Source organism: Belnapia sp. F-4-1 (genome assembly GCF_000802185.1).
Classification (GTDB): domain Bacteria; phylum Pseudomonadota; class Alphaproteobacteria; order Acetobacterales; family Acetobacteraceae; genus Belnapia.
In genome coordinates, this window is record NZ_KN676113.1 from 4861665 (window position 1) to 4887602 (window position 25938).

General features: G+C 69.9%; 27 protein-coding genes and 1 pseudogene. 14 read left to right on the forward strand and 14 right to left on the reverse strand.

Going from position 1 to position 25938, the window contains the following annotated elements; translation table 11 throughout:
• Position 1 precedes the first annotated feature (1 nt).
• The 3 genes from LH62_RS22925 to LH62_RS22935 all read right to left on the reverse strand — a co-directional run bounded on the left by LH62_RS22925 (position 2) and on the right by LH62_RS22935 (position 3494).
• On the reverse strand, positions 2-1009 hold the full coding sequence (locus tag LH62_RS22925) for an ABC transporter ATP-binding protein (RefSeq protein ID WP_236552609.1): 1008 nt from the start codon (positions 1007-1009) through the stop codon (positions 2-4).
• A gap of 22 nt (positions 1010-1031) precedes the next feature.
• Positions 1032-2093, reverse strand: a complete 1062-nt coding sequence (locus LH62_RS22930; protein ID WP_043364457.1) for an ABC transporter ATP-binding protein — start codon at positions 2091-2093, stop codon at positions 1032-1034.
• A 96-nt stretch (positions 2094-2189) separates the two neighbouring features.
• Positions 2190-3494: a UDP-glucose/GDP-mannose dehydrogenase family protein gene (locus LH62_RS22935; protein ID WP_043366448.1), complete on the reverse strand. Its 1305-nt coding sequence runs from the start codon at positions 3492-3494 to the stop codon at positions 2190-2192.
• A gap of 277 nt (positions 3495-3771) precedes the next feature.
• Between LH62_RS22935 and LH62_RS22940 the strand changes: the two genes are divergently transcribed.
• Positions 3772-4026, forward strand: a complete 255-nt coding sequence (locus LH62_RS22940; protein WP_043364459.1) for an Lrp/AsnC family transcriptional regulator — start codon at positions 3772-3774, stop codon at positions 4024-4026.
• Positions 4027-4084: 58 nt separating this feature from the next.
• On the forward strand, positions 4085-4339 hold the full coding sequence (locus tag LH62_RS22945; protein ID WP_043364460.1) for a hypothetical protein: 255 nt from the start codon (positions 4085-4087) through the stop codon (positions 4337-4339).
• Positions 4340-4343: 4 nt separating this feature from the next.
• Here LH62_RS22945 and LH62_RS22950 read toward each other — a convergent pair whose 3' ends face one another.
• The 3 genes from LH62_RS22950 to ggt are packed head-to-tail and all read right to left on the reverse strand — an operon-like array spanning position 4344 to position 7950.
• A complete protein-coding gene (locus LH62_RS22950; protein WP_043364461.1) occupies positions 4344-5840 on the reverse strand; it encodes an amidase in 1497 nt (498 codons plus the stop codon).
• Entirely contained in the window at positions 5837-6331 is a 495-nt protein-coding gene (locus tag LH62_RS22955; RefSeq protein WP_043364462.1) for an O-acetyl-ADP-ribose deacetylase, read from the reverse strand. The genes LH62_RS22950 and LH62_RS22955 overlap by 4 nt, the downstream gene beginning before the upstream one ends.
• A 5-nt stretch (positions 6332-6336) precedes the next feature.
• The gene (gene ggt, locus LH62_RS22960; protein WP_043364463.1) at positions 6337-7950 is read right to left on the reverse strand and encodes a gamma-glutamyltransferase; all 1614 of its coding nucleotides are present in this window, start codon (positions 7948-7950) and stop codon (positions 6337-6339) included.
• 119 nt (positions 7951-8069) lie between these two features.
• On the opposite strand from ggt, the gene LH62_RS22965 reads away from it, so the two are divergent.
• Positions 8070-8411 carry a tRNA-binding protein gene (locus LH62_RS22965; RefSeq protein WP_043364464.1) on the forward strand — a complete coding sequence of 114 codons (342 nt, stop codon included), beginning with the start codon at positions 8070-8072 and terminating at the stop codon, positions 8409-8411.
• Entirely contained in the window at positions 8411-8887 is a 477-nt protein-coding gene (gpt, locus tag LH62_RS22970) for a xanthine phosphoribosyltransferase (protein ID WP_043364466.1), read from the forward strand. The genes LH62_RS22965 and gpt overlap by 1 nt, the downstream gene beginning before the upstream one ends.
• On the opposite strand, the gene LH62_RS22975 is transcribed toward gpt, so the two are convergent.
• Entirely contained in the window at positions 8853-10199 is a 1347-nt protein-coding gene (locus LH62_RS22975; protein ID WP_052214841.1) for a hemolysin family protein, read from the reverse strand. The genes gpt and LH62_RS22975 overlap by 35 nt on opposite strands.
• A gap of 87 nt (positions 10200-10286) precedes the next feature.
• Between LH62_RS22975 and LH62_RS22980 the strand changes: the two genes are divergently transcribed.
• The 5 genes from LH62_RS22980 (at position 10287) to LH62_RS23000 (ending at position 13246) form a co-directional block, all read left to right on the forward strand.
• Positions 10287-10730, forward strand: coding sequence for a DUF3429 domain-containing protein (locus LH62_RS22980; RefSeq protein ID WP_160299874.1), 444 nt, complete (start codon positions 10287-10289; stop codon positions 10728-10730).
• Between the two features lie 61 nt (positions 10731-10791).
• Complete coding sequence (locus LH62_RS22985) at positions 10792-11076, forward strand: hypothetical protein (RefSeq protein WP_043364468.1); 285 nt, start codon at positions 10792-10794, stop codon at positions 11074-11076.
• Positions 11077-11247: 171 nt separating this feature from the next.
• A complete protein-coding gene (locus LH62_RS22990; RefSeq protein ID WP_043364469.1) occupies positions 11248-11877 on the forward strand; it encodes a bifunctional 4-hydroxy-2-oxoglutarate aldolase/2-dehydro-3-deoxy-phosphogluconate aldolase in 630 nt (209 codons plus the stop codon).
• On the forward strand, positions 11877-12806 hold the full coding sequence (locus LH62_RS22995; RefSeq protein WP_043364470.1) for a sugar kinase: 930 nt from the start codon (positions 11877-11879) through the stop codon (positions 12804-12806). The genes LH62_RS22990 and LH62_RS22995 overlap by 1 nt, the downstream gene beginning before the upstream one ends.
• Positions 12803-13246, forward strand: a complete 444-nt coding sequence (locus tag LH62_RS23000) for a hypothetical protein (RefSeq protein WP_043364471.1) — start codon at positions 12803-12805, stop codon at positions 13244-13246. The genes LH62_RS22995 and LH62_RS23000 overlap by 4 nt, the downstream gene beginning before the upstream one ends.
• Here the strand turns inward: LH62_RS23000 and LH62_RS23005 are convergent, their stop codons facing one another.
• The 7 genes from LH62_RS23005 to LH62_RS23035 are packed head-to-tail and all read right to left on the reverse strand — an operon-like array spanning position 13247 to position 22320.
• Positions 13247-14740, reverse strand: coding sequence for a M81 family metallopeptidase (locus LH62_RS23005; RefSeq protein ID WP_052214842.1), 1494 nt, complete (start codon positions 14738-14740; stop codon positions 13247-13249).
• 4 nt (positions 14741-14744) lie between these two features.
• Positions 14745-16001, reverse strand: a complete 1257-nt coding sequence (locus LH62_RS23010) for a Zn-dependent hydrolase (RefSeq protein WP_043364473.1) — start codon at positions 15999-16001, stop codon at positions 14745-14747.
• 4 nt (positions 16002-16005) lie between these two features.
• Positions 16006-17298, reverse strand: coding sequence for an ArgE/DapE family deacylase (locus LH62_RS23015; protein ID WP_043364474.1), 1293 nt, complete (start codon positions 17296-17298; stop codon positions 16006-16008).
• A gap of 9 nt (positions 17299-17307) precedes the next feature.
• On the reverse strand, positions 17308-18906 hold the full coding sequence (locus LH62_RS23020; RefSeq protein WP_043364475.1) for an ABC transporter ATP-binding protein: 1599 nt from the start codon (positions 18904-18906) through the stop codon (positions 17308-17310).
• The gene (locus tag LH62_RS23025; RefSeq protein ID WP_043364476.1) at positions 18903-19748 is read right to left on the reverse strand and encodes an ABC transporter permease; all 846 of its coding nucleotides are present in this window, start codon (positions 19746-19748) and stop codon (positions 18903-18905) included. The genes LH62_RS23020 and LH62_RS23025 overlap by 4 nt, the downstream gene beginning before the upstream one ends.
• Complete coding sequence (locus LH62_RS23030) at positions 19745-20731, reverse strand: ABC transporter permease (RefSeq protein WP_043364477.1); 987 nt, start codon at positions 20729-20731, stop codon at positions 19745-19747. Before LH62_RS23030 ends, LH62_RS23025 begins: the two co-directional genes overlap by 4 nt.
• Positions 20731-22320, reverse strand: coding sequence for an ABC transporter substrate-binding protein (locus LH62_RS23035; protein ID WP_043364478.1), 1590 nt, complete (start codon positions 22318-22320; stop codon positions 20731-20733). Before LH62_RS23035 ends, LH62_RS23030 begins: the two co-directional genes overlap by 1 nt.
• 83 nt (positions 22321-22403) lie before the next feature.
• Between LH62_RS23035 and LH62_RS23040 the strand changes: the two genes are divergently transcribed.
• The 5 genes and pseudogenes from LH62_RS23040 to LH62_RS23055 all read left to right on the forward strand — a co-directional run bounded on the left by LH62_RS23040 (position 22404) and on the right by LH62_RS23055 (position 25931).
• Positions 22404-23429 carry a histone deacetylase family protein gene (locus LH62_RS23040; RefSeq protein WP_043364479.1) on the forward strand — a complete coding sequence of 342 codons (1026 nt, stop codon included), beginning with the start codon at positions 22404-22406 and terminating at the stop codon, positions 23427-23429.
• Positions 23429-24409: a dipeptidase gene (locus LH62_RS23045; protein ID WP_043364480.1), complete on the forward strand. Its 981-nt coding sequence runs from the start codon at positions 23429-23431 to the stop codon at positions 24407-24409. The genes LH62_RS23040 and LH62_RS23045 overlap by 1 nt, the downstream gene beginning before the upstream one ends.
• Before the next feature lie 33 nt (positions 24410-24442).
• A pseudogene (locus tag LH62_RS32445) lies at positions 24443-24550 on the forward strand (ATP-binding protein); the annotation flags it as partial.
• A gap of 248 nt (positions 24551-24798) precedes the next feature.
• On the forward strand, positions 24799-25737 hold the full coding sequence (locus tag LH62_RS23050; protein WP_043364481.1) for a hypothetical protein: 939 nt from the start codon (positions 24799-24801) through the stop codon (positions 25735-25737).
• Entirely contained in the window at positions 25737-25931 is a 195-nt protein-coding gene (locus tag LH62_RS23055; RefSeq protein ID WP_043364482.1) for a hypothetical protein, read from the forward strand. The genes LH62_RS23050 and LH62_RS23055 overlap by 1 nt, the downstream gene beginning before the upstream one ends.
• Positions 25932-25938: the final 7 nt, after the last annotated feature.

A 25938-nucleotide genomic window follows, 5' to 3' on the forward strand; every position in this document is an offset into this window, starting at 1 on the left:
CTCAGCCCGCCGCGACCTTGATGCAGCGTGCGCTCCGCCCCGGCACGGGCGAGCGCGGCGCCGGCACGCCCGCGAGGCAGGCCGGCTCGGCCTCGGCGCAGCGCGGCGCGAAGGAGCAGGCGGTCGGCAGGGTCTCGAGGCCCGGCGGCGCGCCCGGGATGGTGGTCAGGCGCTGCCCGCGCATGCCGCCATGCACCGTGGCGCCGAGCAGCCCGCGCGGATAGGGGTGCAGCGGTCCCCGCATCATCGCCGCGACCGGCCCCTCCTCGACCACCCGCCCGGCATACATCACCGCCACCCGGTCGGCGATCTCGCCCGCGACGCCGAGGTCGTGGGTGACGAAGATCACCCCCATGCCGAGCTGCTCCTGCAGCTTCCGCAGCAGCAGCAGCACCTGGATCTGCACCGTGGCGTCGAGCGCGGTCGTCGGCTCGTCGGCCAGCAGCAGCTTCGGCTTGCAGGCGAGCGCCACGGCGATCATCGCCCGCTGCCGCAATCCGCCCGAAAGCTCGTGCGGGTAGGCCGCGAGCCGCCGCTTTGCCGAGGGGATCTGCACCAACTCCAGCAGTTCCAGCGCGCGTGCCATGCCGGCCGTGCGGCTTACGCCCTCGTGGCGCACCACCGTCTCGGCGATCTGCTGGCCGATGGTGAAGACGGGGTCGAGCGCTGTCATCGGCTCCTGGAAGATCATGGCGACGTCGCTGCCCCGGAAATCCTGCAGCTGCCGCTCGTTCATCGCCTGCACGTCGCGCCCGGCTACCTCGATGCGGCCGGTGACGCGGGCGCTTCGCGGCAGCAGCTTCATCAGCGCCCGCAGCGTCACCGACTTCCCGGAGCCCGACTCGCCGAGGATGCAGAGCACCTCCCCCGCCCCAAGGTCGAGGTCGACGCCGTTCACGGCATGCATGGTCGCGTCGCGCGAAACGAAGCGAACCGAAAGGTCGCGCAGCGTCACCAGTGGGGTCGCGTTTGCCGTGGCCGTCATCGGCCGCTCCATGACCTCGCTCATAAGCATGTCTCCGACATGGCGTTCATGCCGCCAGCCTCCCTGCCTGCGAATGGCCGCTGCCCGGCTCCGCCATGTGGCAGGCCGCCTCATGCCCGCCGCCGAGCGCCGAATGCACCGGCTCCCGCTCCGCGCAGATGCCCTCGGCAAAGGGGCAGCGGGTGCGGAAGCGGCAGCCGGAGGGCGGGTTGATCGGGTTGGGCGGGTCGCCGGTCAGCGGCGGCTCCGTCCGCCTCGAACCGGGGTCCATCGAAGGACGGCTCGCCAGCAGCGCCCGCGTGTAGGGATGGGCCGGGCATTCATAAATTGCCTCCACCGGCCCCTGCTCCACCACTTGGCCGAGATACATCACCAGCACCCGGTCGGAGATGTACTGCACGACGTTCAGGTCATGGCTGATGAAGACATAGGTGAGGCCGAACTTCGCCTTGAGGTCGACCAGCAGGTTCAGCACCTGCGCCTCGACCGACTTGTCGAGCGCCGAGACCGGCTCGTCGAGCAGGATCAGCCGCGGTTGCAGCGCCAAGGCGCGTGCGATGTTCACGCGCTGCCTCTGGCCGCCCGAGAGCTCATGCGGATAGCGCCGGGCGAAGCTCGCCGGCGCCAGCCCGACCGCCGCCAGGATCTCATGCGCCCGCCCCCGCGCCTCGCTGGCGGAGACCCCATGCACCTTGGGGGCGAAGGCGATGCTTTCCTCGATCGGCAGGCGGGGGTTCAGCGAGGCGTAGCTGTCCTGGAACACCATCTGCACCTGGCGGCGGTATTCCTTCAGCGTGATGCCGCCGGTCTGCGCATTCTGCCCGACGCCCTCGCCGTCGAAGACCATGCTGCCGGCATCCGGCTCCATCAGCCGCATCAGCAGCCGCGCCGTGGTCGACTTGCCGCAGCCGCTCTCGCCGACGATGCCGAGCGTCTCGCCCTTGCGCACGGCGAAGGAAACGTCATCCACCGCCCGCACCGTCGCCACGGTGGCGCCAAACAGCCCGCCGCGGATGGGAAAATGCTTCTTCAGCCCCGAGAGCAGCAGCAGCGGCTGGGCAGGGCCGCCGCGATCCGGAGCAGGTAGGGTAGCGGGGGATGCGCTCATGCTCCAAGGCGGAGCAAGGTCCGTGCCAGCCACATCCCCCGGCCCTGGCGACCGCCCTGCCCGTTCCTTGGGCAGAGCGGCACCGATCAGCCGGGCTTACGGGCGGCCAATGCCGGAATAGTCGAGCCCTGCCTCGCGCATGGCCTCCGGGTCCCAGGCATTGCGCAGGTCGAGCACGACCCGGCCCCGCATCGCCCCGCGCAGCCGCTCCGGCGCCATGGAGCGGTACTCGTTCCACTCCGTCAGCAGCGCCACCGCATCCGCTCCCGTCACCGCCTCCAGCGGCGTCGCCACGAAGGTCACCGCGCCCGGCAGCGACTGCCGCGCCTGATGCGGCTGCGGGTCGTGCACCGTCACGCGGGCACCCGCCGCCACCAGCTTCGGCAGGATGACGAGGCTCGGCGCATCGCGCATGTCGTCCGTCTCGGGCTTGAAGGTCACGCCGAGGATGCCGATCGACTTGCCCGCCACGTCGCCGCCCAGCGCCGCGATGATGCGGTCCGCCATCGCTTCCTTACGCGCATCGTTCACCGCGATCGTCGTCTCGACGAGGCGGACCGGCGAGCCAGCGTCGCGCGCCGTCATCGCCAGCGCCAGCGTGTCCTTCGGGAAGCAGCTGCCGCCATAGCCCGGGCCGGCATGCAGGAACTTCCGCCCGATCCGCCCGTCGAGCCCCATGCCGCGCGCCACGTCATGCACGTCGGCGCCCACCTTCTCGCAAAGATCGGCCATCTCGTTGATGAAGGTGATCTTGGTGGCGAGGAAGGCATTCGCCGCATACTTGATCAGCTCCGCCGTCTCGAGGCTGGTGGCGACGATCGGCGTCTCGATCAGGTAGAGCGGCCGGTAAAGCCGGCGCAGCGTGGCGAAGGCCACCTCGCTCTCGGCGCCGAGCACCACGCGGTCGGGCCGCATGAAGTCGCCGATCGCGTTGCCCTCGCGCAGGAATTCCGGGTTGCTGGCGACATGGATCGTCAGGTCGGGGCGCACCCGCTGCACGATCTCCTTGATCTTCTTCCCTGTCCCGACCGGCACCGTGGACTTGGTGACGAGGACGAGGTCCTTCTTCGCCGCCCGCGCCACGCCCTCGGCGGCGGCGAAGACATACTGCAGGTCGGCATGCCCGTCGCCGCGGCGCGACGGCGTGCCGACGGCGAGGAAGACGCAATCGGCGCCCTCCATCGCCTCCTCGAGCCTGGTCGTGAAGCTGAGCCGGCCATCCGCCTGGTTCTCGATCACCAGCTTGTCGAGCCCGGGCTCGTAGATCGGGATCACGCCGCGCTGCAGCGCCTCCACCTTCGCCGGGTCGGTATCGACGATGCAAACCTGGATGCCGAACTCGGCAAAGCATGCGCCGGAGACCAGGCCGACATAGCCGGCTCCGAGGACCGCAATGCGCATCATTCCTACTCCGTCTGGGGGCGTCCGTGAGCGAGGTGCCTAGCCCGCCGCCGTATGCCATGCAACGAAACCGGCCCGACGCGCCGGTCACGACAGGCGGCGCCATGCTCTCGTGATCGGACTTGCTCCTGCGCCGCAGCTGGCCCGGCCTGCCGGCGCCGGCACGTGTGAGCCAGGCAAGGGCCAGGTCCCGGCCCCGCCCGAGTGGGCGGCAGAGGACTCGGGATACCGCCCGAAGCGCGCTACAAGACCGCCGAACCAGGAGAAGGAGAGGCCGATGCGCGCCATTTTCGTTCAGATCAAATGCGAGATGGGCCAGGCCTACCGCGTCGCCCGCACCATGGCGGACACCATTCCGGAACTCTCCGAGATGCATTCGATCTCAGGCCAATACGACCTGATGGGGAAATTCTACCTTGAGCCCGAGAAGGATATCGGCCTTTTCGTGGTCGAGACGCTGCAGACCGTACCGGGGGTCAAGGACACCTACACCCTGCAAACATTCAACGCCTTCTCAGCCACGCGGGATTGAACAGGCCTGCCACGCTCTCGCCGTGAAGCTGCGCTCCCATGGCGGTAAGGAGAAGGCCATGATCCATCGTTTCGCCGCTGTCGCCCTGCTTTCATCGAGCCTGCTGCTGGCCGGCTGCCAAAATCCCGACGGCTCCACGAATTGGGGCAATACCGCCCTGCTCGGGGCCGGCGTCGGCGTCGCCGCGGCTCTGGCCGCGGGCGCCGCGACCGACAATCCCCGGCCCTATTACGGCAACCGGGGATATTATCGGGCGCCACGCTACGGCGGCGGCTACGGCGGCGGCTACGGCCGCCCCTACCGGGGCTGGTAAGCCCTTAGTCGAAGCTGCGGAATTCGGCCATCCCGCTGATCGGCTGAGCCTGGCGGAGGGCCGCCAGGTCCGGTACCGGGCGGGCCAGCGCCGCATCGCCGCGACAGGCCGCCTCGATCGCCGCAGCGACGCCGAGCACGAAGGCGTCGCCGCCCCTGGGCCCCACGATCTGCAGGCCGAAGGGCATGCCCCTGGCATCGAGCCCCATCGGCAGGCTGACCGCCGGATGGCCGGTGAGGGTCACGTAATAGGCCAGCGCCAGCCAATGGAAATAGGTCCGGGTCGGCTGGCCGTCGATTTCCTTCGGGTAGAGCTCCCGCCAGTTGCGCGGGCTGATGGTGATGGATGGTGTCACCAGCACGTCATGCTCGGCGAAGAAGCGCTGGAAGTCGCGGTAGATGCGCGTCTGCAGCTGCGCCGCCCGCGCCCCGTCGGCCAGGCTGTAGCGCAGCCCCTCCTCGACATTGGCGATGACGTTCGGCCCGCAATCCTGCGGCCGGGTCCGCACCTTTTCGGCATGGGCGGTCAGCACGCCCTGCGCCCGCAGCACCTCGAAGGCCTCGTCGCCGCCGGAGCAATCCGGATGCGCCGCCTCGGCCCGGGCGAAGAGCGGTGCCAGGGCACCGACCCGCGCACGGAAAGCCTCACGGACCACCCCCTCGGTCGGGGCCTGGCCGAGATCCTCGGAGAAGGCCAGCTTCAGCGTTGAGAGGTCGAGGCTGCGGGGCGGGCTGAACAGCGCCGGCTCGCCGCGAACGGTGCGGGCATGCAGCGTATAAGCCAGCGGGTCCCGCGCATCGTCGGAGGCGATGGCGGAGAGCAGCAGGCAGGCATCCGTCACGTCCCGCGCCATCGGCCCGAGCACCGAGAGCGGCGTCCAGCCATGGGCGCGCTTCTCCGAGCAGACGAGGCCTGGGCTCGGCCGGTAGCCGAGGATGCCGTTGAAGCTGGCCGGATTGCGCAGCGACCCGCCAGTGTCGGAGCCGGAACAGAGCGGCGCCATGCCCGTCGCCAGCGCCACCGCCGAGCCGCCGGAGGAGCCGGCCGCAGAGTGGGTATTGTTGAAAGCATTGCCCGTCGCACCATGCACCCGGTTGCGGGTATTGGCGCCGAGGCCAAATTCCGGCGTGTTGGTCTTGCCGATGACGACGCCGCCGGCGGCGCGAATGCGCGCCACCATGCCGCAATCCTCCTTCGGCACGAAGTCGGCGAAGATCGGGCTGCCATAGGTGGTCAGCAGCCCCCGGGTTTCTTCGAGGTCCTTGATGCCGACCGGCAGCCCGTGCAGCGCGCCCAGATGCTCGCCGCGCATCACCGCCGCCTCCGCCGCCCGGGCCTCGGCGCGCGCCGCCTCGTCGTCACGGGCGACGATGGCATTGACCGCCGGGTTCACCTCGTCGATCCGCTTGAGGCAGCTCTCCAGCAACTCGACCGGCGAGAGCGCCTTGCGGCCGATCAGCCGCCGCGCCTCGACGGCGCTCAGGTCGCAGGGTTCGGTCATCCGGCAAGTTCCTTCTCGTATAGTGCGAGGGTGAGGTCGTCGAAGCAGGCGAAGACCACCTCGATCGGCCCATGCGCGATCAGGTCCTCCCGCACCGTCACCACGGCAATGCGCACGGCCTGCTCAGGCGGATACCCGTAGATACCGGTGGAGATGGCCGGAAAGGCGACGGAAGCCCCGCCCGCCGCCCGCATCAGCGCAAGGCTCGACCGGTAGGCCGAGGCCAGCAGCCCCGGCTCCCCCGCCGTGCCGCCGCGCCATACCGGCCCGACCGCGTGAATTACATGGCGCGCCTTCAGCTGGAAGCCGGGGGTGATCCGCGCCTCGCCGGTCGGGCAGCCGCCGAGCTTGCGGCAGGCCGCCAGCAATTCCGGCCCCGCCGCACGGTGGACGGCACCGTCGACTCCCCCGCCGCCCCGCAGCCCCTCATTCGCCGCCGTCACCACCGCATCGACATCGAGCGTGGTGATGTCGGCTCGCACCGCCCGCATCACGGCTAGAAGCCCAGCGCGCAGCCATCCTTGCGCGGGTCGCTGCCGCCGACCAGCAGCCCGGCCTTGCGGTCGATGAAGATCGCCTGGCCACCGCCGTGCGGCTTGTCGATCAGCGCCACCTCATGGCCGAGACGGCTCAGCCGGTCCAGGACGGCGGAGGGGATGTTCCGCTCTACCTCGACCACGCCCTTGGCCGGCGAGGGGAAGAGGCGCGGACAGTCGATCGCCTCCTGCACGTCGAGGCCGAATTCGAAGTGGTTGGTGAGGAAGAGGGTCTGCCCCATCGGCTGGAAATGCCCGCCCATCACGCCATAGGGCATGATCGCCTCGCCGTCCTTCATCACCATCCCCGGGATGATGGTGTGCATCGGCCGCTTGTTCGGCGCGATGCAGTTCGGGTGCCCCTCCTGCAGGCGGAAGCCGTAGCCGCGGTTGTGCAGCATCACGCCCGACTTCTCGGCGAGGATGCCGCTGCCGAAGCTTTCGAACAGGCTGTTGATGAAGGAGCATGCATTGCCCTCCTCATCGACGACGCAGAGATAGACCGTGTCCTTGTGCTTCGCGAGGTCGCTCGTCCCGGCCGGCGGCAGGAGCTTCATCGCGCGCTCGTCGCTGATGAGGCCGCGAAGCGCCGCGAGATAGGCCGGGTCCGTCAGCGCCGCGACCGGCACGTCCACCTGCGCCGGATCGGCGAGGAAGGCATCGCGGTCGCGATAAATCAGCCGCGCCGCCTCGATATGGCGATGGTAGCGCTCGGCACTGACCGGCCCTGCCTCCGGCGTTTCGAAGCCGTCAAGGATGCCAAGCAGCTGCAACACGTGCAGGCCCGATCCGTTGGGCGGGCACTGGTAGACCTCCATGCCCCGCCAGGCGGTCTTGATCGGATCGACGAACTCCGCCCCACGCAGGCTGCGGGCGAAGTCCTCCTCGGTATGCAGCCCGCCCAGCGCGCGCAGCGTGGCGACCATGTCGGCCGCCACCTCGCCCTCGTAGAAGCCCCGCGCGCCCTTCGCCCCGATGGTCCTGAGCGTCCGGCCAAGCTCCGGCTGGACGAAGCGGTGGCCGATGCGCGGCGCCTCGCCATCGACCAGGAAGCGGCGCGCCGAGGCCTCGTTGCCGCGCAGCTTGCCAGCGGCCACCGCCCAGTCGGCGGCGACGCGGGCATGGACGGGCCAGCCCTCCTCGGCGCAGCGGATCGCCGGGCGCAGCAACTCGTCCAGCTCCTTCCGGCCATAGGTCTTGTTCAACAGCTCCCATCCCGAGACGGCGGTCGGGATGGTGACGACATGCGCCGAGGTCGGCTCCAGCGCACTCACTTGGCGGGAGCGCAGCGCTTCCGGCGTTGCCGCGGCCGGCGCCCGGCCGGAGCCGTTCAGCGCGACGACCTTGCCGGTCCCGGCCGGGGCATAGAGGCAGAAGCAGTCGCCGCCAATGCCGGTGCTCTGCGGCTCCACCACGCCCAGCACGGCGACGGCGGCGATCGCCGCATCCAATGCATTGCCGCCCTTCTGCAACACCTCGAGCGCGGTGAAGGTGGCGATGGGCATGGAAGTCGCCGCCATGCCACGGGTGCCATAAACGGCGCTGCGGCCGGGGGCGTGGAAATCGCGCTTCATGGTGCTCGTCCGTCCTGTAGCCGTCTTGGGGCGTTTCCGTCGACTGTCGTTGTGGCGGCAGCGGCGGGCTTCGGCAAGCCGCCTTGCTCCGGCGCTCCCGCCCAGGCTATTCCAAACGCATGAGCGAGCCCATCAGCTATGCGGATTTCGAGCGGGTCGACATCCGCGTCGGCACCATCACCGATGCGCAGCCCTTTCCCGAGGCGCGCAAGCCGGCGATCAGGCTTTGGGTCGATTTCGGCGGCGAGATCGGGGTGAAGCGCTCTTCCGCCCAGCTCACCGTCCATTACAAGCCGGACCAGCTGATCGGCCGGCAGGTGGTGGCGGTGGTCAATTTCCCGCCCCGCCAGATCGGCCCCGTGATGAGCGAGGTGCTGGTGCTCGGCGTGCCGGACGAGAACGGCGCAGTCGTGCTGCTGAAGCCCGACCTCGCCGTCCCCAAGGGCGGGAAGATGTTCTGATGGCCACGAAATACTACACCGTCGGCTGGGACCAGCTGCACCGCGACAGCAAGGCGCTGGCCTGGCGGCTGATGGAGCACGGACCTTTCAAGGGAGTTGTCGCCATCACCCGCGGCGGCATGATCCCGGCGGCCATCGTCGCGCGCGAGCTGGAATGCCGCCTGCTCGAAACCGTCTCGGTCGTCACCTATGACGAGGAGGCGATGGGAGAGCCGCAGGTGGTGAAGCCGCCGCTGGCGGCCGCCGACGGCGAGGGCTGGCTCGTCATCGACGATCTGGTGGATACCGGCACGACGGCCCGGGTGGTGCGCGGCCTGCTGCCGCGGGCGCATCTGGCGACGGTCTATGCCAAGCCGGCTGGCAAGCCGCTGGTCGATACCTTCATCACCGAAGTGAGCCAGGACACCTGGATTCTCTTCCCCTGGGACACCGAGGCGCAGTTCATCCCGCCGATCGCGCGGACGGCGGGGCGGTAGCCGGCGCCACGGCCCCCGCCACCTCCTCCCGCATCGCCAGCACCTTGTCCACCCGCCGCCCGTCCATATCGACGATCTCGAAGCGCCAGCCGGCCCAGACGATCCGGTCGCCCTCCTTCGGTACCCTCCGCAGCAGCGCCAGCATCAGCCCGGCCACCGTGTGGTAGCTGCCCTGGTAGGGCAGTTCCGGCAGGTCGAGCCGCGCCCGCAGCTCGTCGCTCGGCATGCTGCCCTCAAGCAGCAGGCTGCCATCGCTGCGCGTCACCGGGTCGCCCGATGCCTGCGGGGTCTCCCCCGAACCCAGTTCGCCGATGATCGCTTCCAGCAGGTCGAAAGCCGTAACCACCCCCTCGAAGCTGCCATACTCGTCGAGCACGACGGCGATGCCGATGGTGTCGTGCCGCATCCGGTCCAGCGCATCGAGGGCGTTGAGGTTGTCCGGCAGCACCAGCGGCTGGCGCAGCACGCGGGCGAGCGAGAGCGGAGCCCCCTCCAGTGCTTGGTCCAGCAGATCCTTAGCGACGACCACGCCGACCACGTTGTCGATCCGCCTGTCGGCGACGATGAACCGCGTCACGTCCTGCGCCCTGAGCGCCGCGGCAATGTCCCCCGGCGAGGCGTTGCGGTCGAGCCAGGAGACGTCGTTGCGCGGCGTCATCAGGGCCCGGACCGGCTTGTCGGCAAGGCGCAGTACCCGTTCGATCATGTGCCGCTCCTCATGCTCGAGCACGCCGGCCTCCGCCCCCTCGGCGACGACCGCCTTCACCTCCTCCTCGGTCACCGCCTGGTCCGACACCGGGGCGGGGCCGAAGAGGCGGAGGACGAGGTTGGAGGACAGGCTCAGCATCCAGACGATCGGCCCCGTCACCCGTGCCAGCACCGTCATCGGCCGGGCAACGGCGACGGCCACCCGCTCCGGGTCGCGTAGCGCGAGCTGCTTCGGCACCAGCTCGCCGAGAATCAGGTTGGCATAGGCGATCAGCAACACGACGAGGGTGAAGGCCACCTCGGTGGCGAAGGGCGCGAAGCCCGGGATCGCGGACAGCGCCTCGCCCAAGGGGCCGGCCAGCCGCGCGCCGCCGAAGACGCCTGCCAGGATGCCGACGAGGCTGATGCCGATCTGCACCGTAGGCAGGAAGCGCTGCGGATCCTCGGCAAGCGCCAGCGCCGCCTCCGCCCCCACGCTGCCACGCCGCTGCATGGCGAGCAGCCTGCCGCGACGGGCGGAAACGATGGCCAGCTCGCTCATGGCGAAGACCCCGTTCAGCACCACCAGCAGGAATAGGATCGCCACTTCGATGAATGTCGCCATGGCGTCTTCTAGGTCGGGCGGCGCCCGGGCGGTAGGGCCCGGCCTTGCCCTCGCCGGCAGGGGACCGATCTGCGCAGAATGAGCCCCATGCCCACTCCCGCCATCTGGCTCGGCGCCGCCGGCCTGCTGCCCTTCATCGCCACCGCCTTGCTCTCCTGGCTGCTGCCGCCGGAGATGCGGGGCTTCGCGCTCTTTGCCCTTGCCGCTTACGGCATGGTGATCCTGAGCTTCCTCGGCGCGGTGCACTGGGGCCTCGCTCTTGGCGCCCCGGCCAACGAGGCGCGCTATGCCGCCCCGCGGCTCGGCCTTGGCGTGCTGCCGGCGTTGATCGCCTGGGCGGCACTGCTGCTGCCGCCGGTGCCGGGGCTCACCCTGCTCGCCACAGCCATCCTGGCGACGGCGGCGGTGGAGACCCTCGCCGCCCGCCATGGCCTCGTGCCTCTTGGCTATCTCCGCCTGCGCTGGGCGCTCAGCCTCGGCGCGGCGCTCTGCCTGTTGGCGGGAGCGGCGGCAGCCCTTAACAGCGTTTAAAGATCTTTACCTTCTTAGCGAGACGATTTACAAATTATTAGACATTCCGAAGGTGCTCGCCATGACCCCGACCGCCGACATCCTCCCCTTCCCGGAAAAGCCTGAGGACCGCCTGCGCCGGGCGCTGAGAACCCTCGACGCGGCGCTCGACGAGCAGCGCGCCGCCGTCGCCGGGCTGCGGCGGGAACTCGGTGCCCTGTCCGGCGCAGTCGCGGGCCTCGGCACTTCCTTGCAGGCCTATTCGCGCGGTCTCGCCGACACGCAGGAGGCCGTGCTCGGAGCCCATGCGGAGGCCCGGCGCCTCGACGCCACGGCGGATGCCATGCTGGCCGCCTGCCAGGGCTGACCCCCTTGCGGCCGGCGCCGAAACGCGCTCCCCATAGAGCGTGATCGCCGCGGGCGTGAATCACGCGATAGAGCAAGGGCTGGACCGGTCCGCGCGATCCCTCGATCGTGCAGCCCGGTCGGGCAGCGGGCGCCGGGGCTGACGGCGCCGAGGAAGCGGAGCGCCGGAACCATGAGCCATCCCCTGTTGCCGGTGCTGCGCCGGGCCCGCGTGGTGCCGGTGGTCCGCACCTCGACGGCCGCCCATGCGGTCACCGCCTGTTCCTGGCTGCGCGAGGCAGGGATGACGGTGCTGGAGATTACCCTCACCACGCCGGATGCCGTTGCCCTCATCAAGGAACTGGCCGGCGAGCCGGGCCTCATCATCGGCGCCGGCACGGTGCCGGATGAGAGCGCGGCCGAGGCCTGCCTCGCCGCCGGGGCGCGCTTCCTGGTGACGCCCTGGGTCGATCCCGCCGTCATCGCCCTCGCCCGCGCCGCCGGGGCCGCCGCCATGCCTGGCGCCATGACCCCGACCGAGATTCGTGCCGCGGTGGCCGCCGGCGCCGATGTAGTGAAGCTTTTCCCCGCCAGCTCCGCGGGCGGGCCGGCGCATGTGAAGGCGGTGCGCGCCGTCTTCCCCGGCATCGCCTTCTGCCCGACCGGCGGCGTCGATGCCGGCAATGCGCCCGCCTATCTGGCGGCCGGCGCCGCTTTCGTCGGCATCGGCGGCAAGCTGGTGGACGAGGCGCGCATCGCCGCCGGCGACAAGCCCGCCATCCTTCGCGCGGCGCATGAGGTAATGGGGATCGAGCAAGCCTGATGCCCGACATCCTCTGCATGGGCGAGCCGATGCTGGAACTGAACCAGCAGCCGCCCGGCCCCGATGGCCGCATCCTCTACCTGGAGGGCCAGGGTGGCGACACCAGCAACGCCGCCATCGCCGCCGCCCGCAGCGGGGCGAGCGCCGGCTACATCACCGCCATCGGCCAGGACCGGCCGGGCGACGGCTTCATGGCGCTCTGGCAGCGTGAGGGCGTCTCGACCGAGACCGTGCTGCGCCACCCCGAGGCGCAAACGGGGATGTACATCGTCACCCATGACGAGCGCGGTCACGACTTCACCTTCTATCGCAGCGGCAGCGCCGCCAGCCGCTACCGGCCAGGAGATGTGCCGGAGGCGGCGATCCGTGGCGCGAAACTCCTCCACCTTTCCGGCATCAGCCAAGCCATCTCCGCCAGCGCCTGCGATGCCGCCTTCCACGCCATCGCCGTGGCGAAGGCGGCGGGGGTGCGCGTCTCCTATGACACCAATCTCCGCCTCCGCCTCTGGCCCGCGGCGCGGGCCGCCGCCGTCATCCATGCGGCGATCGCCCAAGCCGATATCGCCCTTCCCTCCCTTGAGGATGCGCGGGCCCTGACCGGGCTCGATGCGCCCGACGCCATCGCCGATGCCTATCTCCGCCTCGGCTGTCCGCTCGTCCTGCTGAAGCTCGGCGCCAAGGGCGTGATGGTGGCTCGGCCGGACGGGCGCGTGCTGGTGCCCGGCCGCAAGGTTGCCGCGGTGGATGCAACTGGCGCCGGAGACACCTTCGCCGGCGCCTTCCTCGCCCGGACCGTGGCGGGCGACGACCCGCTGTTGGCTGCCCGCTACGCCAATGCCGCTGCTGCCCTCTCCACCACCGGCTACGGTGCCGTGGCGCCGATCCCGCGCCGGGCCGAAGTGGAAGCCTTTCTGGCCGTGGAAGGATGACACCGGTTCACTTCGGCACCTGCGGCACGATACTGCGGACCATGCGCGCTGGCCTGCTTCCGCTCTTGCTCCTCCTCAGCTGCGCCGCCCCGCCGGAAGCCGCCGCGCCAAGCCTCGATTCGCCGGATGCCGCAGCGCGATCCCAGGCCATTGGCCGCCTTGTCCGCGCCGGGCAGGCCTGCAACCTGGCGCTCTCCGTCACCACCCTCGACCGCGCCGCCCGCATCGAGGCCGCGGCGCTCGAGCAGGGCGGCGCCGCGGCACGCGACGATATCCTCCGCAGCATGGCCCCGCCCGATTTCGGCACCCGCCAGCAGGAACGCGACCGCTGGTGCGCCGGCCAGCGCGCTGAGGTGGAGCGGATGGACGTCCTGCTCAGCAGCCCGGCCGGCGCCGCACTGCTGCAACAGGCCGAGGTCGCCCGCGCCGTCCGCCGCTGATCAGCGATTGGCTCCCGGCCGCAGCCGCAGCGACGGGCGAAGATTGGTGAAGGGCAGTACCGCCGGGTCCGCCACCACCGGCCCGGGCGCGGCGACAACGAGCACCTGCTCGGCGATCGGCTGGAAATCGGCGCGGAAATGCACGCTCGACTTCAGCGCCAGGATCTTCTGCTCGCGCGGTTCCACGCCGATATGGGTGAAGAGCGCCTGATCCAGCGCCTGCATCTTCCGCGTCACCACGATCACCCGCACGCCCGGGGAGACGCGGATCAGCGCCGTCGGCCCCAGATCGGCCGGGTTGCCCTTCCCCATCGGCCCGGTACAGATGAAGCGCCCATCCGTCAGCGCCTCCACCGTGGCGGTGACGGCGAGCGGCGCCCCGTCGCTCTTGCCGCCGAGCGACAGCGGCAGCGTCGCCCCGACGCCCGCCGCATGGCAGGCCGCCGCGCTCTCCGCGTCGTTGATGAGGCCGAGCACCGCGCCTTGCGCATCCTGCCGGATCAGCTCGGCGAGCAAGCCGGTGGTGTCGCCATGCCCGCCGCCGCCTGGATTGTCCTGCGTATCCGCCATGACCACCGGCTTCGCGGCATCACGCGCGACAGCGATGGCCTGCGCCACGCCCTCCGCCGCCGGGGCGACGCCACCAGCGAATTCCGGCTCATGCGCGTCCATATAGGCTTTCAGCCCGGCGACGGCCGCATCCGCCGCCGCCTGGCTCTCGGCATAGCCGGCGATAGCGACGCCGCAGCCCGGAAAATCCGCGTAAGGGAAGCCGAAGCAGAAGGCGAGCTCCGCCGCGCCATGTTCCGCCGCCAGCCGCTCCCGCTCCTCCAGCACCGCCGACATCGGCGGCACCAGCGTGCATTGCATGGTGAGAGGGATGAGGAAATCGACCTCGGCGAAGGCCTTGGCCCAAGGCCGCCCGCGCCGGATGCGCTCGATCAGCAGCCGCATCGCCTGCGCGCCGGCCGGCTTCATGTCCACATGCGGGTAGGTGCGATAGGGCACCAGCGCATCGGCGAGGTCCGTCATGGCACGCGTCATGTTGGCATGCGGGTCGAGGCTGACAGTGAGCGGCATCGCGGGCCCGACCACGGCGCGGATGCGGCGCAGCAGCTCGCCCTCCGCATCGTCGAAGCCGACCGCGACCATCGCGCCATGCAGTTCGAGAAAGATGCCATCCAGCGGCCCCGCCTCCAGCGCATCGGAGAGCGCAGCCACCATCAGCGCCGAGATCCGCTCGAAGGCTTCCGCTGTCACCGGCCCCGCCGGATTGGCGAAGCACCAGGTCAGCGGGACGACACTTACCCCCTCAGCCTCTGCCAGCTCGATGGCGCCCGCACAGGGAACGGAAGTCGGCCGCAGCGTCTCGATCAGTGTCGCCGGGCGCTGTAAGCCGGGAAAGCCGCCCGGGCGCATGAACTCCGCCCAGCCCGTCGGCAGCGGGGCGAAGGAATGGCTCTCGTGCTGGAAGCCGCCGATGGCGATGCGCAATGCCCTACTCCTTCGCATTGGCCGCGGCGATGGCGGCGTCGGCCAGCACCTGCAGCCCGGCCGTCGCCCATTCGGGGGTGATGCTCTCCGCCTCATTGTGCGAGAGCCCGCCATGGCAGGGCGTGAAGACCATCACCGCCGGCACGCGGCGCGCCATGTAGACCGCGTCATGGCCGATGGCGGTCGGGATCTCCCGGTAGCGCAGCCCGCGCGCCTCCGCCCCCGCCCGCGCATGGGCGACGAGCCCCGCGTCGAGGGGCGTCAGCGGCGAGTGCCAGAAAGGTGCGACGGTCACCTTCACCCCGCGCGCCGCCGCGACCTCCGCCCCGCGTGCCGCCAGCGCCTCGCCCATGCGGGCGAGCGCATCCGGATCGCTGTGCCGGAAATCGACGCTGAAGAAGACGCGGCTCGGCGCCACGTTGCGCGAGGCGGGATAGACCTCGACCACGCCGACCGTGCCGCGCCCCGGCTCGCCATCGGGCGCCCGCGTCCCGAGCGCGATCTCCTCGACGGCGGCGATCAGCGGCGCCGCCGCCATCATCGCATCCCTTCGCCCGGCCATGGGCGAGCCGCCATGCGCGTCCTCGCCCTCCACCGTCACCTCGAACCAACTCTGCGCGAGCGCATGGGTGACGATGCCGACATCGAACCCGGCATCCTCCAGCAGCTTGCCCTGCTCGATATGCAACTCGAGATAGGCGCCGACCTTTTGCAGCTCGGCCGGGTTCGCCTCGCCCTGCCAGCCGATGCGCCGCAGCTCCTCGCCGAAGACGGCGCCGTCGGCCGCGCGCTTGGTCAGAACTTCCTCCTCGGTGAAGATGCCCATGGCCGCGCCGCTGCCCATCATCGGTGGCGAGAAGCGGGCGCCCTCCTCGTTGGTCCAATTGATCAGCAGCAGCGGCGCCTCGGTCTCCGCACCTGCCTCGTGCAGCGCCCGCATGATCTCGAGCCCCGCCAGCACGCCGAGCACGCCGTCGAATTTCCCGCCCGTCGGCTGGGTGTCGAGATGGCTGCCGATGGCAACCGGCGCGCGCGTCGGGTCCCGCCCCTCCCGCCGGAAGACCATGTTGCCCAGCCGGTCGACGCTGAGCGTCAGCCCGCAGGCCTCGCCCCAGCGCTGGAACAGCGCCCGCCCCTCGGCATCGAGGTCGGTCAGCGTCTGCCGGTTGCAGCCGCCCTTCGGCGTGCCGCCGATCTTCGCCATTTCCATCAGGCTCTCCCAGAGCCTGGCGCCGGAGAGCGGGAGGTTGGATGCGGACATGGTCTCAGGCCTTCTCGATGCCGCACCACTCGGCCATGGCCAGCGCGATGGTGCGGGTGATGCCGTGCATGCTGTCCAGCCCGACATTCTCGTCGATGCCGTGGATGTCGACCGCATCCGGGCCGAAGCAGGCAACCGGCGTATCCTGGTACAGCGTGAAGAACCGCCCGTCAGTCAGCCCCGTCGCTGGATAGTCGCGCAGGCTCCCGCCTGTCACCTCGGCATAGGAGCGCCGCGCCAACTGCACGATCTCCGCATCGGTGTCGAAGACGCAGGGATCGGCCATGAAGCCCTTGAACTCCAGCTTCACCATGGCGCCGCGCAGCCGCTCATGCCCCTTCGCCTGCTCCACCAGCCGCTCGATATCCGCCCGCGTCTGCGCCGCCGTATAGCCCATCATCACCCCGACGCGCAGCCCGATGCGGCAGCGCGTGGCGACCGAGGAATTCCACTCGCCACCCTCGATGGTGCCGAGATTGACGTTGACCGGATGGTTCACGCCGCGGAAGGCCGGATGGATGCGCGACCCATCGTTCATCTCCCGCTCGTACTCCTTGAAGGCCCCGGCGATGATCGTCGCCGCCTCGATGGCGTTCACTCCGGCCTGCATGTCGCGCACATGCGCCGGCCGGCCGGAGACCGTCACCCAGGCCCAGACCACGCCTACTTCCGCCGTATAGAGCGCATCGAGCCCCGGCCCCGGCTCCGGGATGATGACGGCATCCGTCTTCGGCATGGCGAGCATGGCGGCCAGCGCGCCATTGCCGCTGCACTCCTCCTCGATCACCGACTGCATCTGCACCTCGGCCGCCGGCTGCAAGCCCGCCATGCGTATCGCCTTGAAGGCCGTGACATAGGAGACGATGCCTGCCTTCATGTCCCCCGCGCCACGCCCATACATCCGCCCGTCGCGGATATCCGGCTCATAGGGCGGCGTCGCCCACATATCGGCAGCACCCTCCGGCACGACATCCACATGCCCCTGCAAGGTGAGGCTCCGTCCCCGCCGCTCCCGCGGCTGGTGGAGGGCGACCACATTGTCCCGCCCCTCATAGGAGATCAGCGGCGGCGAGAAGCCCGGATGCGCGGCCAGCTCCGCCGGCACCGTCGGCACCCGGCGCGGCGCGAGGCCGAGTCCCTCATAGATTCGCGCCATCTCGTTCAGCGCCGACTGCTCGTTGCCGAGCGTCGAGGGGCAACGCACCAGCCGCTTCAGCGTCTCGACGCTCTCGTCGCGCAGCGCATCGACGGCGTCGAGGATCGCCCGGCGAGCCCCTGGATCGAGTGTCTGGCTCATGGCATCCCCCTAGAGTTCGGGCGGAGTCCAGCCCCTTCCCGGGATGCTGTCCAGTAGCTGCCGCGTATAGGCGTGCCGCGGCGCGGCGAAAACCTCCGAAGTCGGCCCCTGCTCGACGATCGCCCCGCGCTGCATCACCGCCACCCGGTCGCAGATCTGCGCCGCCACGCGCAGGTCATGGGTGATGAAGAGCATGGTCAGGCCCAGCCGCGCCCGGATCTCCGCCAGCAGCGCCAGCACCTGCGCCTGGACCGAAACATCGAGGGCCGAGACCGGCTCGTCGGCGATCAACAGCTCCGGCTCCATGGCCAGGGCGCGTGCGATGCCGATGCGCTGCCGCTGCCCGCCGCTGAACTCGTGCGGGTAGCGGTCCATCGCCCCGGGATCGAGCTGCACCAGCCGCAGCAGCTCGCGGGCCCGCTCCAGCGCCTGGGCCCGGGGCGTGCCATGGGTGACCGGCCCCTCGGCGATGGTGTCGCCCACGGTCCGGCGCGGGTTGAGCGAGGCGTAGGGGTCCTGGAAGACCATCTGGATGCGCCGGCGATAGGGCTTCCAGCCTGCGCGTGACAGCGGCCGCAAATCAGTGCCGTGATAGGCGATAGTCCCCCGTTCCGGCTCCACCAGGCGGACGACGCAGCGCGCCAGCGTCGACTTGCCGCTGCCGCTCTCGCCGACCAGCCCCAGCGTCTCTCCCTGCCGCAGGCTGATATCGGCGTCGTGCACCGCCCGCACCACCGCCCGCGCGCCGAAGAACCCGCCGCGGCGATAGGTCTTCTCGACGCCCCGCAGCTCCAGCACCGGCGCCGTGGTGATCGCGGCCCGCGCTTGGGCGGCGCCATGCGGCACGGCCGCAATCAGCGCCTGCGTGTAGGAGTGCTGCGGCCGGTTCAGCACCTCGGCCGCCGGCCCCTGCTCGACAATCCGCCCGCGCTGCATCACCGCGACGCGGTCGGCGATCTCGGCGACGACGCCGAAATCATGGGTGATGAACAGCACACCCATGCCGCGCCGCGACTGGATCTCCCGGATCAGCCGCAGGATCTGCATCTGGGTCGTGACGTCGAGCGCCGTCGTCGGCTCGTCGGCGATCAGCAGCGCCGGCTCCAGCGCCAGCGCCATGGCGATCATCACCCGCTGCCGCTGCCCGCCCGACAGCCGGAAGGGATGGCTGCGCGCGATCGCCGCCGGATCGGGCAGGTTGACGGCGGCCAGCAGCTCCGGCACCCGCCGCGCCGCATCGGCGCCGCTGCCATGCACGCGCAGCACTTCCGCGATCTGGTCGCCAACGCGCATCAGCGGGTTGAGCGCTGTCATCGGCTCCTGGAAGATCATGGCGAGGCGCTCGCCCCGCAGCTTCCGCATCGCCTCGGGTGCGAGCGACAGCAGCTCCCGCCCCTCGAAGGCGATGCTTCCCTGCCGCACCGGCAAACCCTTCGGCAGCAGCCCCATCACCGCATTGGCGCTGATCGACTTGCCCGACCCGCTCTCGCCGACGACGCAGAGAATCTCCCCCGCATCGACATGGAAGGAGACATCCTCCACCGCATGCGGCCGGTCGCCACCCGGCGGCAGTGCGACTGTCAGCCCATCGACCCGAAGCAAGCTCATGCCGCGCCCCCCCGCTGCCGCGCGAGGCGCGGGTTGAGCGCATCCGACAGCCCCTCCCCCACCAGGTTCAGCGCCAGCACGGTGAGGAAGATGGCGATGCCCGGAAACACGCTCATCCACCAGGCCAGGCGGATGACGCTTCGGCCGGAGCCGATGAGGAAGCCCCAGGTCATCAGGTTCGGGTCGCCAAGGCCGAGGAAGCTCAGCGCGCTCTCCAGCAGGATCGCCGAGGCGACCATTAGCGAGGACAGCACGACGATGGGCGAGAGCGCATTCGGCAGGATATCGGTCAGCACGATGGACAGCCGCGACTTGCCCAGCACCTCCGCCGCCTGGACGAACTCCCGCCCGCGCAGCGACAGGAACTCCGCCCGCACCACCCGCGCCACCGGCGGCCAGGAGACGATGGCGATGGCGAAGACCACCGAACCGATGGAAGGCGTGAAGATCGCCACCAGCAGGATGGCGAGGACGAAGCTCGGGATGGTCTGGAAGAACTCGGTAAAGCGCATCACCGCATCATCCGCGATGCCACCGAGATAGCCGGCTACCGCCCCGAGCGTCACGCCGACCAGCAGCGCCGCCGCGGTCGAGACCGCGCCCACCAGCAGCGAGATGCGCGCTCCATGCGCGATGCCCGCCGCCACGTCGCGGCCGAGGCTGTCCGTCCCGAGCAGCATCCCCATCTCGCCCGGCGGCGAGAAGGGCGCGCCCGCCATGTCCCAGGGGCTGCCGGGGAAGAGCCAGGGTGCGGTGGCCGCCAGCAGCACCACCAGCAGCAGGATAACGAGACCGACCACCGCGCCCTTGTTGCGCCGGAAACGCCTCCAGAAATCCCTCAACCCGCAACCTCCACCCGAGGATCGATGATGGCGTACAGCATGTCGGTCAGCAGGTTGAACAGCACGACCATGACGCTGGTACAGAAGAAGACTCCGAGCAGCACCGGGTAGTCCCGCGCCAGCAGCGCCTCGAAGGCGAGCCGCCCGATGCCCGGCCAGGCGAAGACCGTCTCCACCAGGATCGATCCGCCGAGCAGCTGCCCCGCCTGAATGCCGGCGAAGGTGATGACCGGCAGCAGCGCGTTGCGCAGCACATGCGCCCGCAGGATACGCCCCTCCGGCACGCCCTTGGCCCGCGCCGTCTTGACGAAATCCTGGTCCGCCACCTCCAGCATCGTCGCCCGCGTCAGCCGCGCATAGACCGCCAGATAGAAGAGCCCGAGCGTCAAGGCCGGCAGCAGCAGGTGCTGCGCCACGTCCCACACCACCTCCAGCCCATGCATCTCGACGCCGACGCTCGACATGCCGAAGCTCGGCAGCCATTCCAGCCAGACCGAGAAGACCAGCACCAGCATCAGCCCCACCCAGAAGAGCGGCGTCGCATAGAAGGTCAGCGCAATGACGGTGATCACGCTGTCTGCCCATCGCCCCACCCGCTGCGCCGCCAGCGCCCCGAGCGTCACCCCCGCCGCCAGGGCGAAGGCAAACGCCGCCCCCGTCAGCAGCAGCGTCGCCGGCAACCGCTCCAGCACCAACTGCGCGACGGGCGCCTGCTGCCGGTGGGAGAAGCCGAGGTCGAGCGACAGCACGCTCTTCAGGTAGATCCAGAGTTGGACATAGAGCGGCTGGTCCAGCCCGAACTGACGCCGAAGCTGCTCGAGGAAGACCGCATCCGCCGCGCCCGACTGCCCGGCGATGACGCTCGCCGGGTCGCCCGGCGCCGCATGCACCAGCAGGAAATTGCAGATGACGATCGCCAGCACGACGATCGCCGCCTTCACCCCCCGCCGCAGCAGGAAGCCGGGCAGCTTCGAGGCCTCCATCAGGCGGTCAGGAAGACGTCGTCGAAGCTGGCATGCACGCCAAGGCCGGTCGTGATGACGTTCCGCGCCTTCTTGTCGTGGATGGTCGGGAAGGCCATCTCCATCAGCCAGATCTGCGGCACCTCCTCGCAGAGGATCTTCTGCACCGCGCTGAAGGCCACCTGACGGTCCTTCGCGTCCGCCGCGTTGCGCGCCGTGGCGAAGAGCTCGTCCACCTTCGGGTTCGAGTAGCCCCCGGTATTTGTGAAGGTCACCTTCTGGATGTTCGTGGACACATAGGTCCGCTCCACGCCGAGCGTCGGGTCGCCGAACTGGTAGACGAAATTGATCGTCGTATCATACTCCCAGGCGCCGACGCGCCGCGCCCAGCTGCCGGCATCCGTGCTTTCCAACTCCAGCGCGATGCCGACCTGGCGCAGCGACTGCTTCAGGTACTCGGCCAGCCGCGACCAGACTTCCCCATACGGCAAGGTCAGGTGCTTCAGCGTAAAGCGCACTCCCTGCGCATTCGGCTTCAACCCCGCCGCATCCAGCAGCGCCGCCGCCGCCTTCACGTCGAGCCCGGCGATCTTCGCGCTGGCATCGTGGAAACGGGTAGTGGAGGCGATCGGGTTGGTCGCCGGCTTGCCGACGCCGAACCACAGCCGCTGGGTGATGAAATTCCGATCGATCGCCATGCTGATCGCCTGCCGCACCCGCACGTCGTCGAGCGGCTTCACCCGGTGGTTCAGCTCGATCCAGGCGAGCGGCGAGAAATACTCCCAGCCCTTGGTCGAGACCTCGAGGTTCGGCCGCCCCCGCAGCGCCGGCACGTCGAAGGGCTCGATGTCGCTGCCCTGGGTCAGCAGCACCTGCCCCGTCTCGAGTGCCAGCCGCCGGCTCTGGCTGTCGGGGACGATGCGGTAGATGATCGCGTCGAGATAGGGCTGCCCCGACTTCCAGTAATCGGCGAAGCGCTCGAGGCGGATGAAGTTGCCGCGCTGCCATTCGGCGAAGCGGAAGGGCCCGGTGCCCACCGGCCGCTGCACCGCCGGCGCCGTGCGATAGTCCTGCCCGTCGAACAGGTGCTTCGGCACGATGGCGCAGGCGCTGTTGTCGAACATCAGCAGGAAGGGCTGGAAGGGCTGCTTCAGCGTGAGGCGCACCGTCAGCGGGTCCGGCGCCTCCGCCTTGTCGATCAGCGCGAAGATCGCCCGCGCCCGCGGCGCCACCTCCATATGGAATTTCATGATGGAGAAGATGACGTCATCCGCCGTCATCGGATGGCCGTCATGGAATTTGACGCCTTCCTGCAGCTTGAAGACGTATTCCTTGCCATCCGGGCTGATCGTCCAGCTCTTGGCCAGCACCGGGATCGGCTCCAGCGTCGGGCTGAAGGTCAGCAATCCCTGGAAGATCTTGCCCGCCGCGACCAGCGTCGGCCCCTGGTTGTTGACGCCGATCTGCAGCACCGGCGGCTCCGGCGAGAGGATCGAGGTCAACGTCCCGCCCCGGCGCGGCGCGATGCCCTGGGCCAGGGCGTCCTGCACCCGCATGAGCGCAGGCGCGGCGGCGGTCGCGGCGAGCAGGCCGCGGCGCGATACGGTCATTATGATCTCCCAGGTGAATTGTGCACATGCTAACGGCCCGTTCGGCGCATGGACAAGGGCGTATCCGCTGCTAGCCTTCGGCCATGCGCGCTTTCTCCCATCCCGACCAGTTGCGGCATACGCCGCGCTTCTTCCTCCAGCGCGGCCAACTCCGGCCGAATTTCGAGGTGCCGGCCCGCGCCGAGGCGCTGCTCGCCGCCCTCGGCCGCCTCGGCCTGCCGCCGGAGACGGCCGCCGCGCCCGCCCGCGCCGCGCTGGAAGCTGTCCACGCCCCCGACTATCTCGACTTCCTCGATGGCGCCTACGCCGCCTGGCAGCAACTCCCGAACCCGGGCGAGGAAGTGGTCGGCAACACCCATGCGACCGGTGATGCGCTCGCCACTGGCGGCCGTCGCCCGGGCGGCATCATCGGCCAGGCCGGCTGGTATACCGCCGACACCTCCTGCCCGATCGGCGCCGGTTCCTGGGAGGCTATCCTGGCCGCCGCCGGCGTCGCCCTCGCCGCCGCAGCGGAGGCCGTCGCCGGGCGCCAGGCCTATGGCCTCTGCCGTCCACCCGGCCACCATGCCTACCGCGCCCGCGCCGGCGGGCATTGCTACCTCAACAACGCCGCCATCGCCGTCGCCGCGCTCCGCCAAGCGGGTGCCGCGCGCGTCGCCGTGCTCGACATCGACAGCCACCATGGCAACGGCACCCAGGGCATCTTCTGGGAGGATGCCAGCGTGCTGACGGTCTCCGTCCACGGCGACCCGTCGAACTACTATCCCTTCTTCACAGGCTATGCCGATGAGACCGGCCCCGCCGGCACCAACCGCAACCTCCCCCTCCCCGCCGGCACCGGCGACGCCGCCTGGCTGGACGCCATCGCCACCGGCATCGCAGCCACGCGGAAGTTCGGCGCCGAGGCGTTGGTCGTCTCCCTTGGCTTCGACCCGAGCGAGCACGAGCCGCTCGGCCTGCTGAAAGTCACGGCCGATGGCTTCGCCCGCGCTGGCGCCGATATCAGCGGCCTCCGCCTGCCGACCGCCATCATCCAAGAGGGCGGCTACAACGTCGACATCATGGGCGGCTTGCTGGAACGCTTCCTGACCGGCTGGGGCGCCGCCTGATGCTGACCCTCGACACCCATGTCGATATCCGCTGGCCCGACCCGCCCGACCCGCTGGCGGAGGGCCCGATGCGCGTCGACTTCCCGAAGATGCAGCGCGGCGGCCTGAACGCCGCCATCTTCATCGCCTATGTCGGCCAGGGAAAACGCGACGAGGCCGGCCATGCCGCCGCCGCCGAGCGCGCCGAGGCGATGCTGCGCCACATCCACGAGCGCGCCGATGGCAAGGCCCACCGCTTCTGCACCACCCCCGACGAGTTGGAAGCCTGCCACGCCGCCGGCGCCCTCGCCGTTCTCTCGGCCGTGGAGAACGGCTACGCCATGGGCCGCGACCTCTCCGCCCCCGCCCACTGGCGCGCGCTCGGCGCCTGCTACCTGACGCTCACCCATGACGGCCACAACGACCTCGCCGACAGCGCCCGCCCGCAGCAGCGCCTCGGCGACGCGCCGTCCGAACATGGCGGCCTCTCCCCCCTCGGCCGCCAAGCCATCGCCGCACTGAACGCTGCCGGTCTCATGGTCGACGTCTCTCATGTAGCGAAGTCCGGCATGCTCCAGGCGGCGGAGTTGTCCCGCTCCCCCATCGTTGCGACGCACACCGCCTGCCGTGCCCTGCACGACCACCCCCGCGGCATCGACGACGAGCAGCTCGACGCGCTGAAGGCGGTCGGCGGCCTCGTCCAGATCACCGCCGTCCCCGCCTTTCTCCGCCCGACGCCCGAGGGCGGGCGCAACCCCGGGAGCGTCGAGGACATGGCCGACCATGTGGACCACGCCGTCCGCCGCATCGGCATCGAGCATGTCGGCGTCTCCTCCGATTTCGACGGCGGCGGCGGCGTCGAGGGCTGGCAGAACGCAGCGGAAACGCCTGGCCTCACCGCGGCTCTGGCCAAGCGCGGCTATGGCGAGCGGGAGCTCGACCTTCTCTGGTCCGGCAATTTCCTCCGCCTCTGGCGCCAAGCCCTCGCCATCGCTGATTGATATAAAATCGGAATGATATAGTCTTGCGGGCGCATGACCATCGCCCGCATCGCCACCTTCGCCTTCTCCGGCATTGAGGCCGTCCCGGTGGGGGTCGAGGTGCAGCTCGCCCCGGGCATTCCCGCCTTCCTAATTGTTGGCCCGGTTTGCAACTAGGAGCCAAAACCGTGCCGCATAGGAATGTCGTCCCCAGCCCGAAGACCCAACCATAACGTAAAAAGCCCCGGCCTTTTTCACTGCCGGAGCAGATCAAAGGACCGAGGCGGGGTAGTCGCTAACCCAATCCTCACCGTGCGCACCGCTAAACGCAAGTCCCACTTGCGCACAGATGCGTGTGTCCGGACTTTGATTCGTTACGGTTGTGGAGTGGCCTCCTTTGGGAGACCGCCATGCAGACCCATACCCCACAGCCCACCGCCCCTGTCCCCCTGGACGACGACCTTGAGTGTTTCCCCCGCGTCATGATCTCGCGCCGAGTGCTCGGGAGCCGGGAGTATCTGCGCCTGAAACGGCGCTCCCCGGTGGCCGCGCTGGCCTTGGTCGAAATTCACATCCAGGCCCAGATCGAGCGTGGCTGCGGCCTGGAGGACGATGATTGCGTCCTGATGAACGCCGCAGGGCTCGACGGCCAGGACTGGGAGGAGCTTGGCGGGCTGATCCGAGAGCATCTGGTGAAGTTGGAGACCGGACTGCTCTACGTCCGTATGTTTCTGGAGGACACCGCCTACAGCTACGGCTTCAAGGTGAAGCGGCGAAAGGGGACGGCCAAGGCCCGCGAGCGTCGGGCAGAGAAGCGCCGGGCCGCCAAGCAGGAGGGTGAGGACAGCCCTCCTCCTGAGCAAAAGGCAGGTGAAGCAGCCCCGGCATCGAAGAAGGAAGGCGCCGCCTCCCCTCCCCCGTCGTCGTGTGAAAAGGCGCCATCCGGAACAAACTCTTCTGTTTATCTGGTCCCGTCCGGTTCGGTCCGTTCCCCGCCTTTGGCGGGAACGGCCGTCCCGGCTGGGGAGGGGGTGTCGGGGGAGGGTCCGCCGCTGCCGAAGTTCGACCAACAGGATGAGAGGACCCGGCCAGAGGCCGCCGCTGCCTGGGCCGCATCCGTGGCGTACCGGCAGGCGAGGGTCGCGGTCCGGGACGCTGAGGTCCGGCTGAAGGAGTGCCCCCCGGCGGTGAAGGACTCGATGGCGCGCAAGCTGGCGCTGCTGATGCGGGCGGAGGATGAGGCCAAGGCCGTCTTCGAGGTGGAGGAGATCGCGTGGCGCCGGAAGCGGTTCGGCACCCCTAGCGCCAAAGACTGTCCGTCGAAGGGTGAGAATGTCGGGTCTCGGTGATGATCCGCGCCGAGAAGGCCGCGCAGGCGGCCGACGCCCTCATTGCGGCCCTCGCCAAGGCCGAGCGCGACTATCCCCTCCAGCGCCATCCAGGCGAGCCCTGGAGCCGGTTCCTGGCCCGCACCCTGCCGGCGCCAGCGCAGGCGGCGCTGCGCCGGCTCGACGGCCCCCCTCCACCCCGAAAGAGGAACTGATACCAAA

Excerpts from the sequence above, each read along its gene's own strand:
- LH62_RS22925 (WP_236552609.1), bottom strand. The coding sequence starts at position 1,009 with ATGAGCGAGGTCATGGAGCGGCCGATGACGGCCACGGCAAACGCGACC.
- LH62_RS22930 (WP_043364457.1), bottom strand. The coding sequence starts at position 2,093 with ATGAGCGCATCCCCCGCTACCCTACCTGCTCCGGATCGCGGCGGCCCT.
- LH62_RS22935 (WP_043366448.1), bottom strand. The coding sequence starts at position 3,494 with ATGCGCATTGCGGTCCTCGGAGCCGGCTATGTCGGCCTGGTCTCCGGC.
- LH62_RS22940 (WP_043364459.1), top strand. The coding sequence starts at position 3,772 with ATGCGCGCCATTTTCGTTCAGATCAAATGCGAGATGGGCCAGGCCTAC.
- LH62_RS22945 (WP_043364460.1), top strand. The coding sequence starts at position 4,085 with ATGATCCATCGTTTCGCCGCTGTCGCCCTGCTTTCATCGAGCCTGCTG.
- LH62_RS22950 (WP_043364461.1), bottom strand. The coding sequence starts at position 5,840 with ATGACCGAACCCTGCGACCTGAGCGCCGTCGAGGCGCGGCGGCTGATC.
- LH62_RS22955 (WP_043364462.1), bottom strand. The coding sequence starts at position 6,331 with ATGCGGGCGGTGCGAGCCGACATCACCACGCTCGATGTCGATGCGGTG.
- ggt (WP_043364463.1), bottom strand. The coding sequence starts at position 7,950 with ATGAAGCGCGATTTCCACGCCCCCGGCCGCAGCGCCGTTTATGGCACC.
- LH62_RS22965 (WP_043364464.1), top strand. The coding sequence starts at position 8,070 with ATGAGCGAGCCCATCAGCTATGCGGATTTCGAGCGGGTCGACATCCGC.
- gpt (WP_043364466.1), top strand. The coding sequence starts at position 8,411 with ATGGCCACGAAATACTACACCGTCGGCTGGGACCAGCTGCACCGCGAC.
- LH62_RS22975 (WP_052214841.1), bottom strand. The coding sequence starts at position 10,199 with ATGGCGACATTCATCGAAGTGGCGATCCTATTCCTGCTGGTGGTGCTG.
- LH62_RS22980 (WP_160299874.1), top strand. The coding sequence starts at position 10,287 with ATGCCCACTCCCGCCATCTGGCTCGGCGCCGCCGGCCTGCTGCCCTTC.
- LH62_RS22985 (WP_043364468.1), top strand. The coding sequence starts at position 10,792 with ATGACCCCGACCGCCGACATCCTCCCCTTCCCGGAAAAGCCTGAGGAC.
- LH62_RS22990 (WP_043364469.1), top strand. The coding sequence starts at position 11,248 with ATGAGCCATCCCCTGTTGCCGGTGCTGCGCCGGGCCCGCGTGGTGCCG.
- LH62_RS22995 (WP_043364470.1), top strand. The coding sequence starts at position 11,877 with ATGCCCGACATCCTCTGCATGGGCGAGCCGATGCTGGAACTGAACCAG.
- LH62_RS23000 (WP_043364471.1), top strand. The coding sequence starts at position 12,803 with ATGACACCGGTTCACTTCGGCACCTGCGGCACGATACTGCGGACCATG.
- LH62_RS23010 (WP_043364473.1), bottom strand. The coding sequence starts at position 16,001 with ATGTCCGCATCCAACCTCCCGCTCTCCGGCGCCAGGCTCTGGGAGAGC.
- LH62_RS23015 (WP_043364474.1), bottom strand. The coding sequence starts at position 17,298 with ATGAGCCAGACACTCGATCCAGGGGCTCGCCGGGCGATCCTCGACGCC.
- LH62_RS23020 (WP_043364475.1), bottom strand. The coding sequence starts at position 18,906 with ATGAGCTTGCTTCGGGTCGATGGGCTGACAGTCGCACTGCCGCCGGGT.
- LH62_RS23030 (WP_043364477.1), bottom strand. The coding sequence starts at position 20,731 with ATGGAGGCCTCGAAGCTGCCCGGCTTCCTGCTGCGGCGGGGGGTGAAG.
- LH62_RS23035 (WP_043364478.1), bottom strand. The coding sequence starts at position 22,320 with ATGACCGTATCGCGCCGCGGCCTGCTCGCCGCGACCGCCGCCGCGCCT.
- LH62_RS23040 (WP_043364479.1), top strand. The coding sequence starts at position 22,404 with ATGCGCGCTTTCTCCCATCCCGACCAGTTGCGGCATACGCCGCGCTTC.
- LH62_RS23045 (WP_043364480.1), top strand. The coding sequence starts at position 23,429 with ATGCTGACCCTCGACACCCATGTCGATATCCGCTGGCCCGACCCGCCC.
- LH62_RS23050 (WP_043364481.1), top strand. The coding sequence starts at position 24,799 with ATGCAGACCCATACCCCACAGCCCACCGCCCCTGTCCCCCTGGACGAC.
- LH62_RS23055 (WP_043364482.1), top strand. The coding sequence starts at position 25,737 with ATGATCCGCGCCGAGAAGGCCGCGCAGGCGGCCGACGCCCTCATTGCG.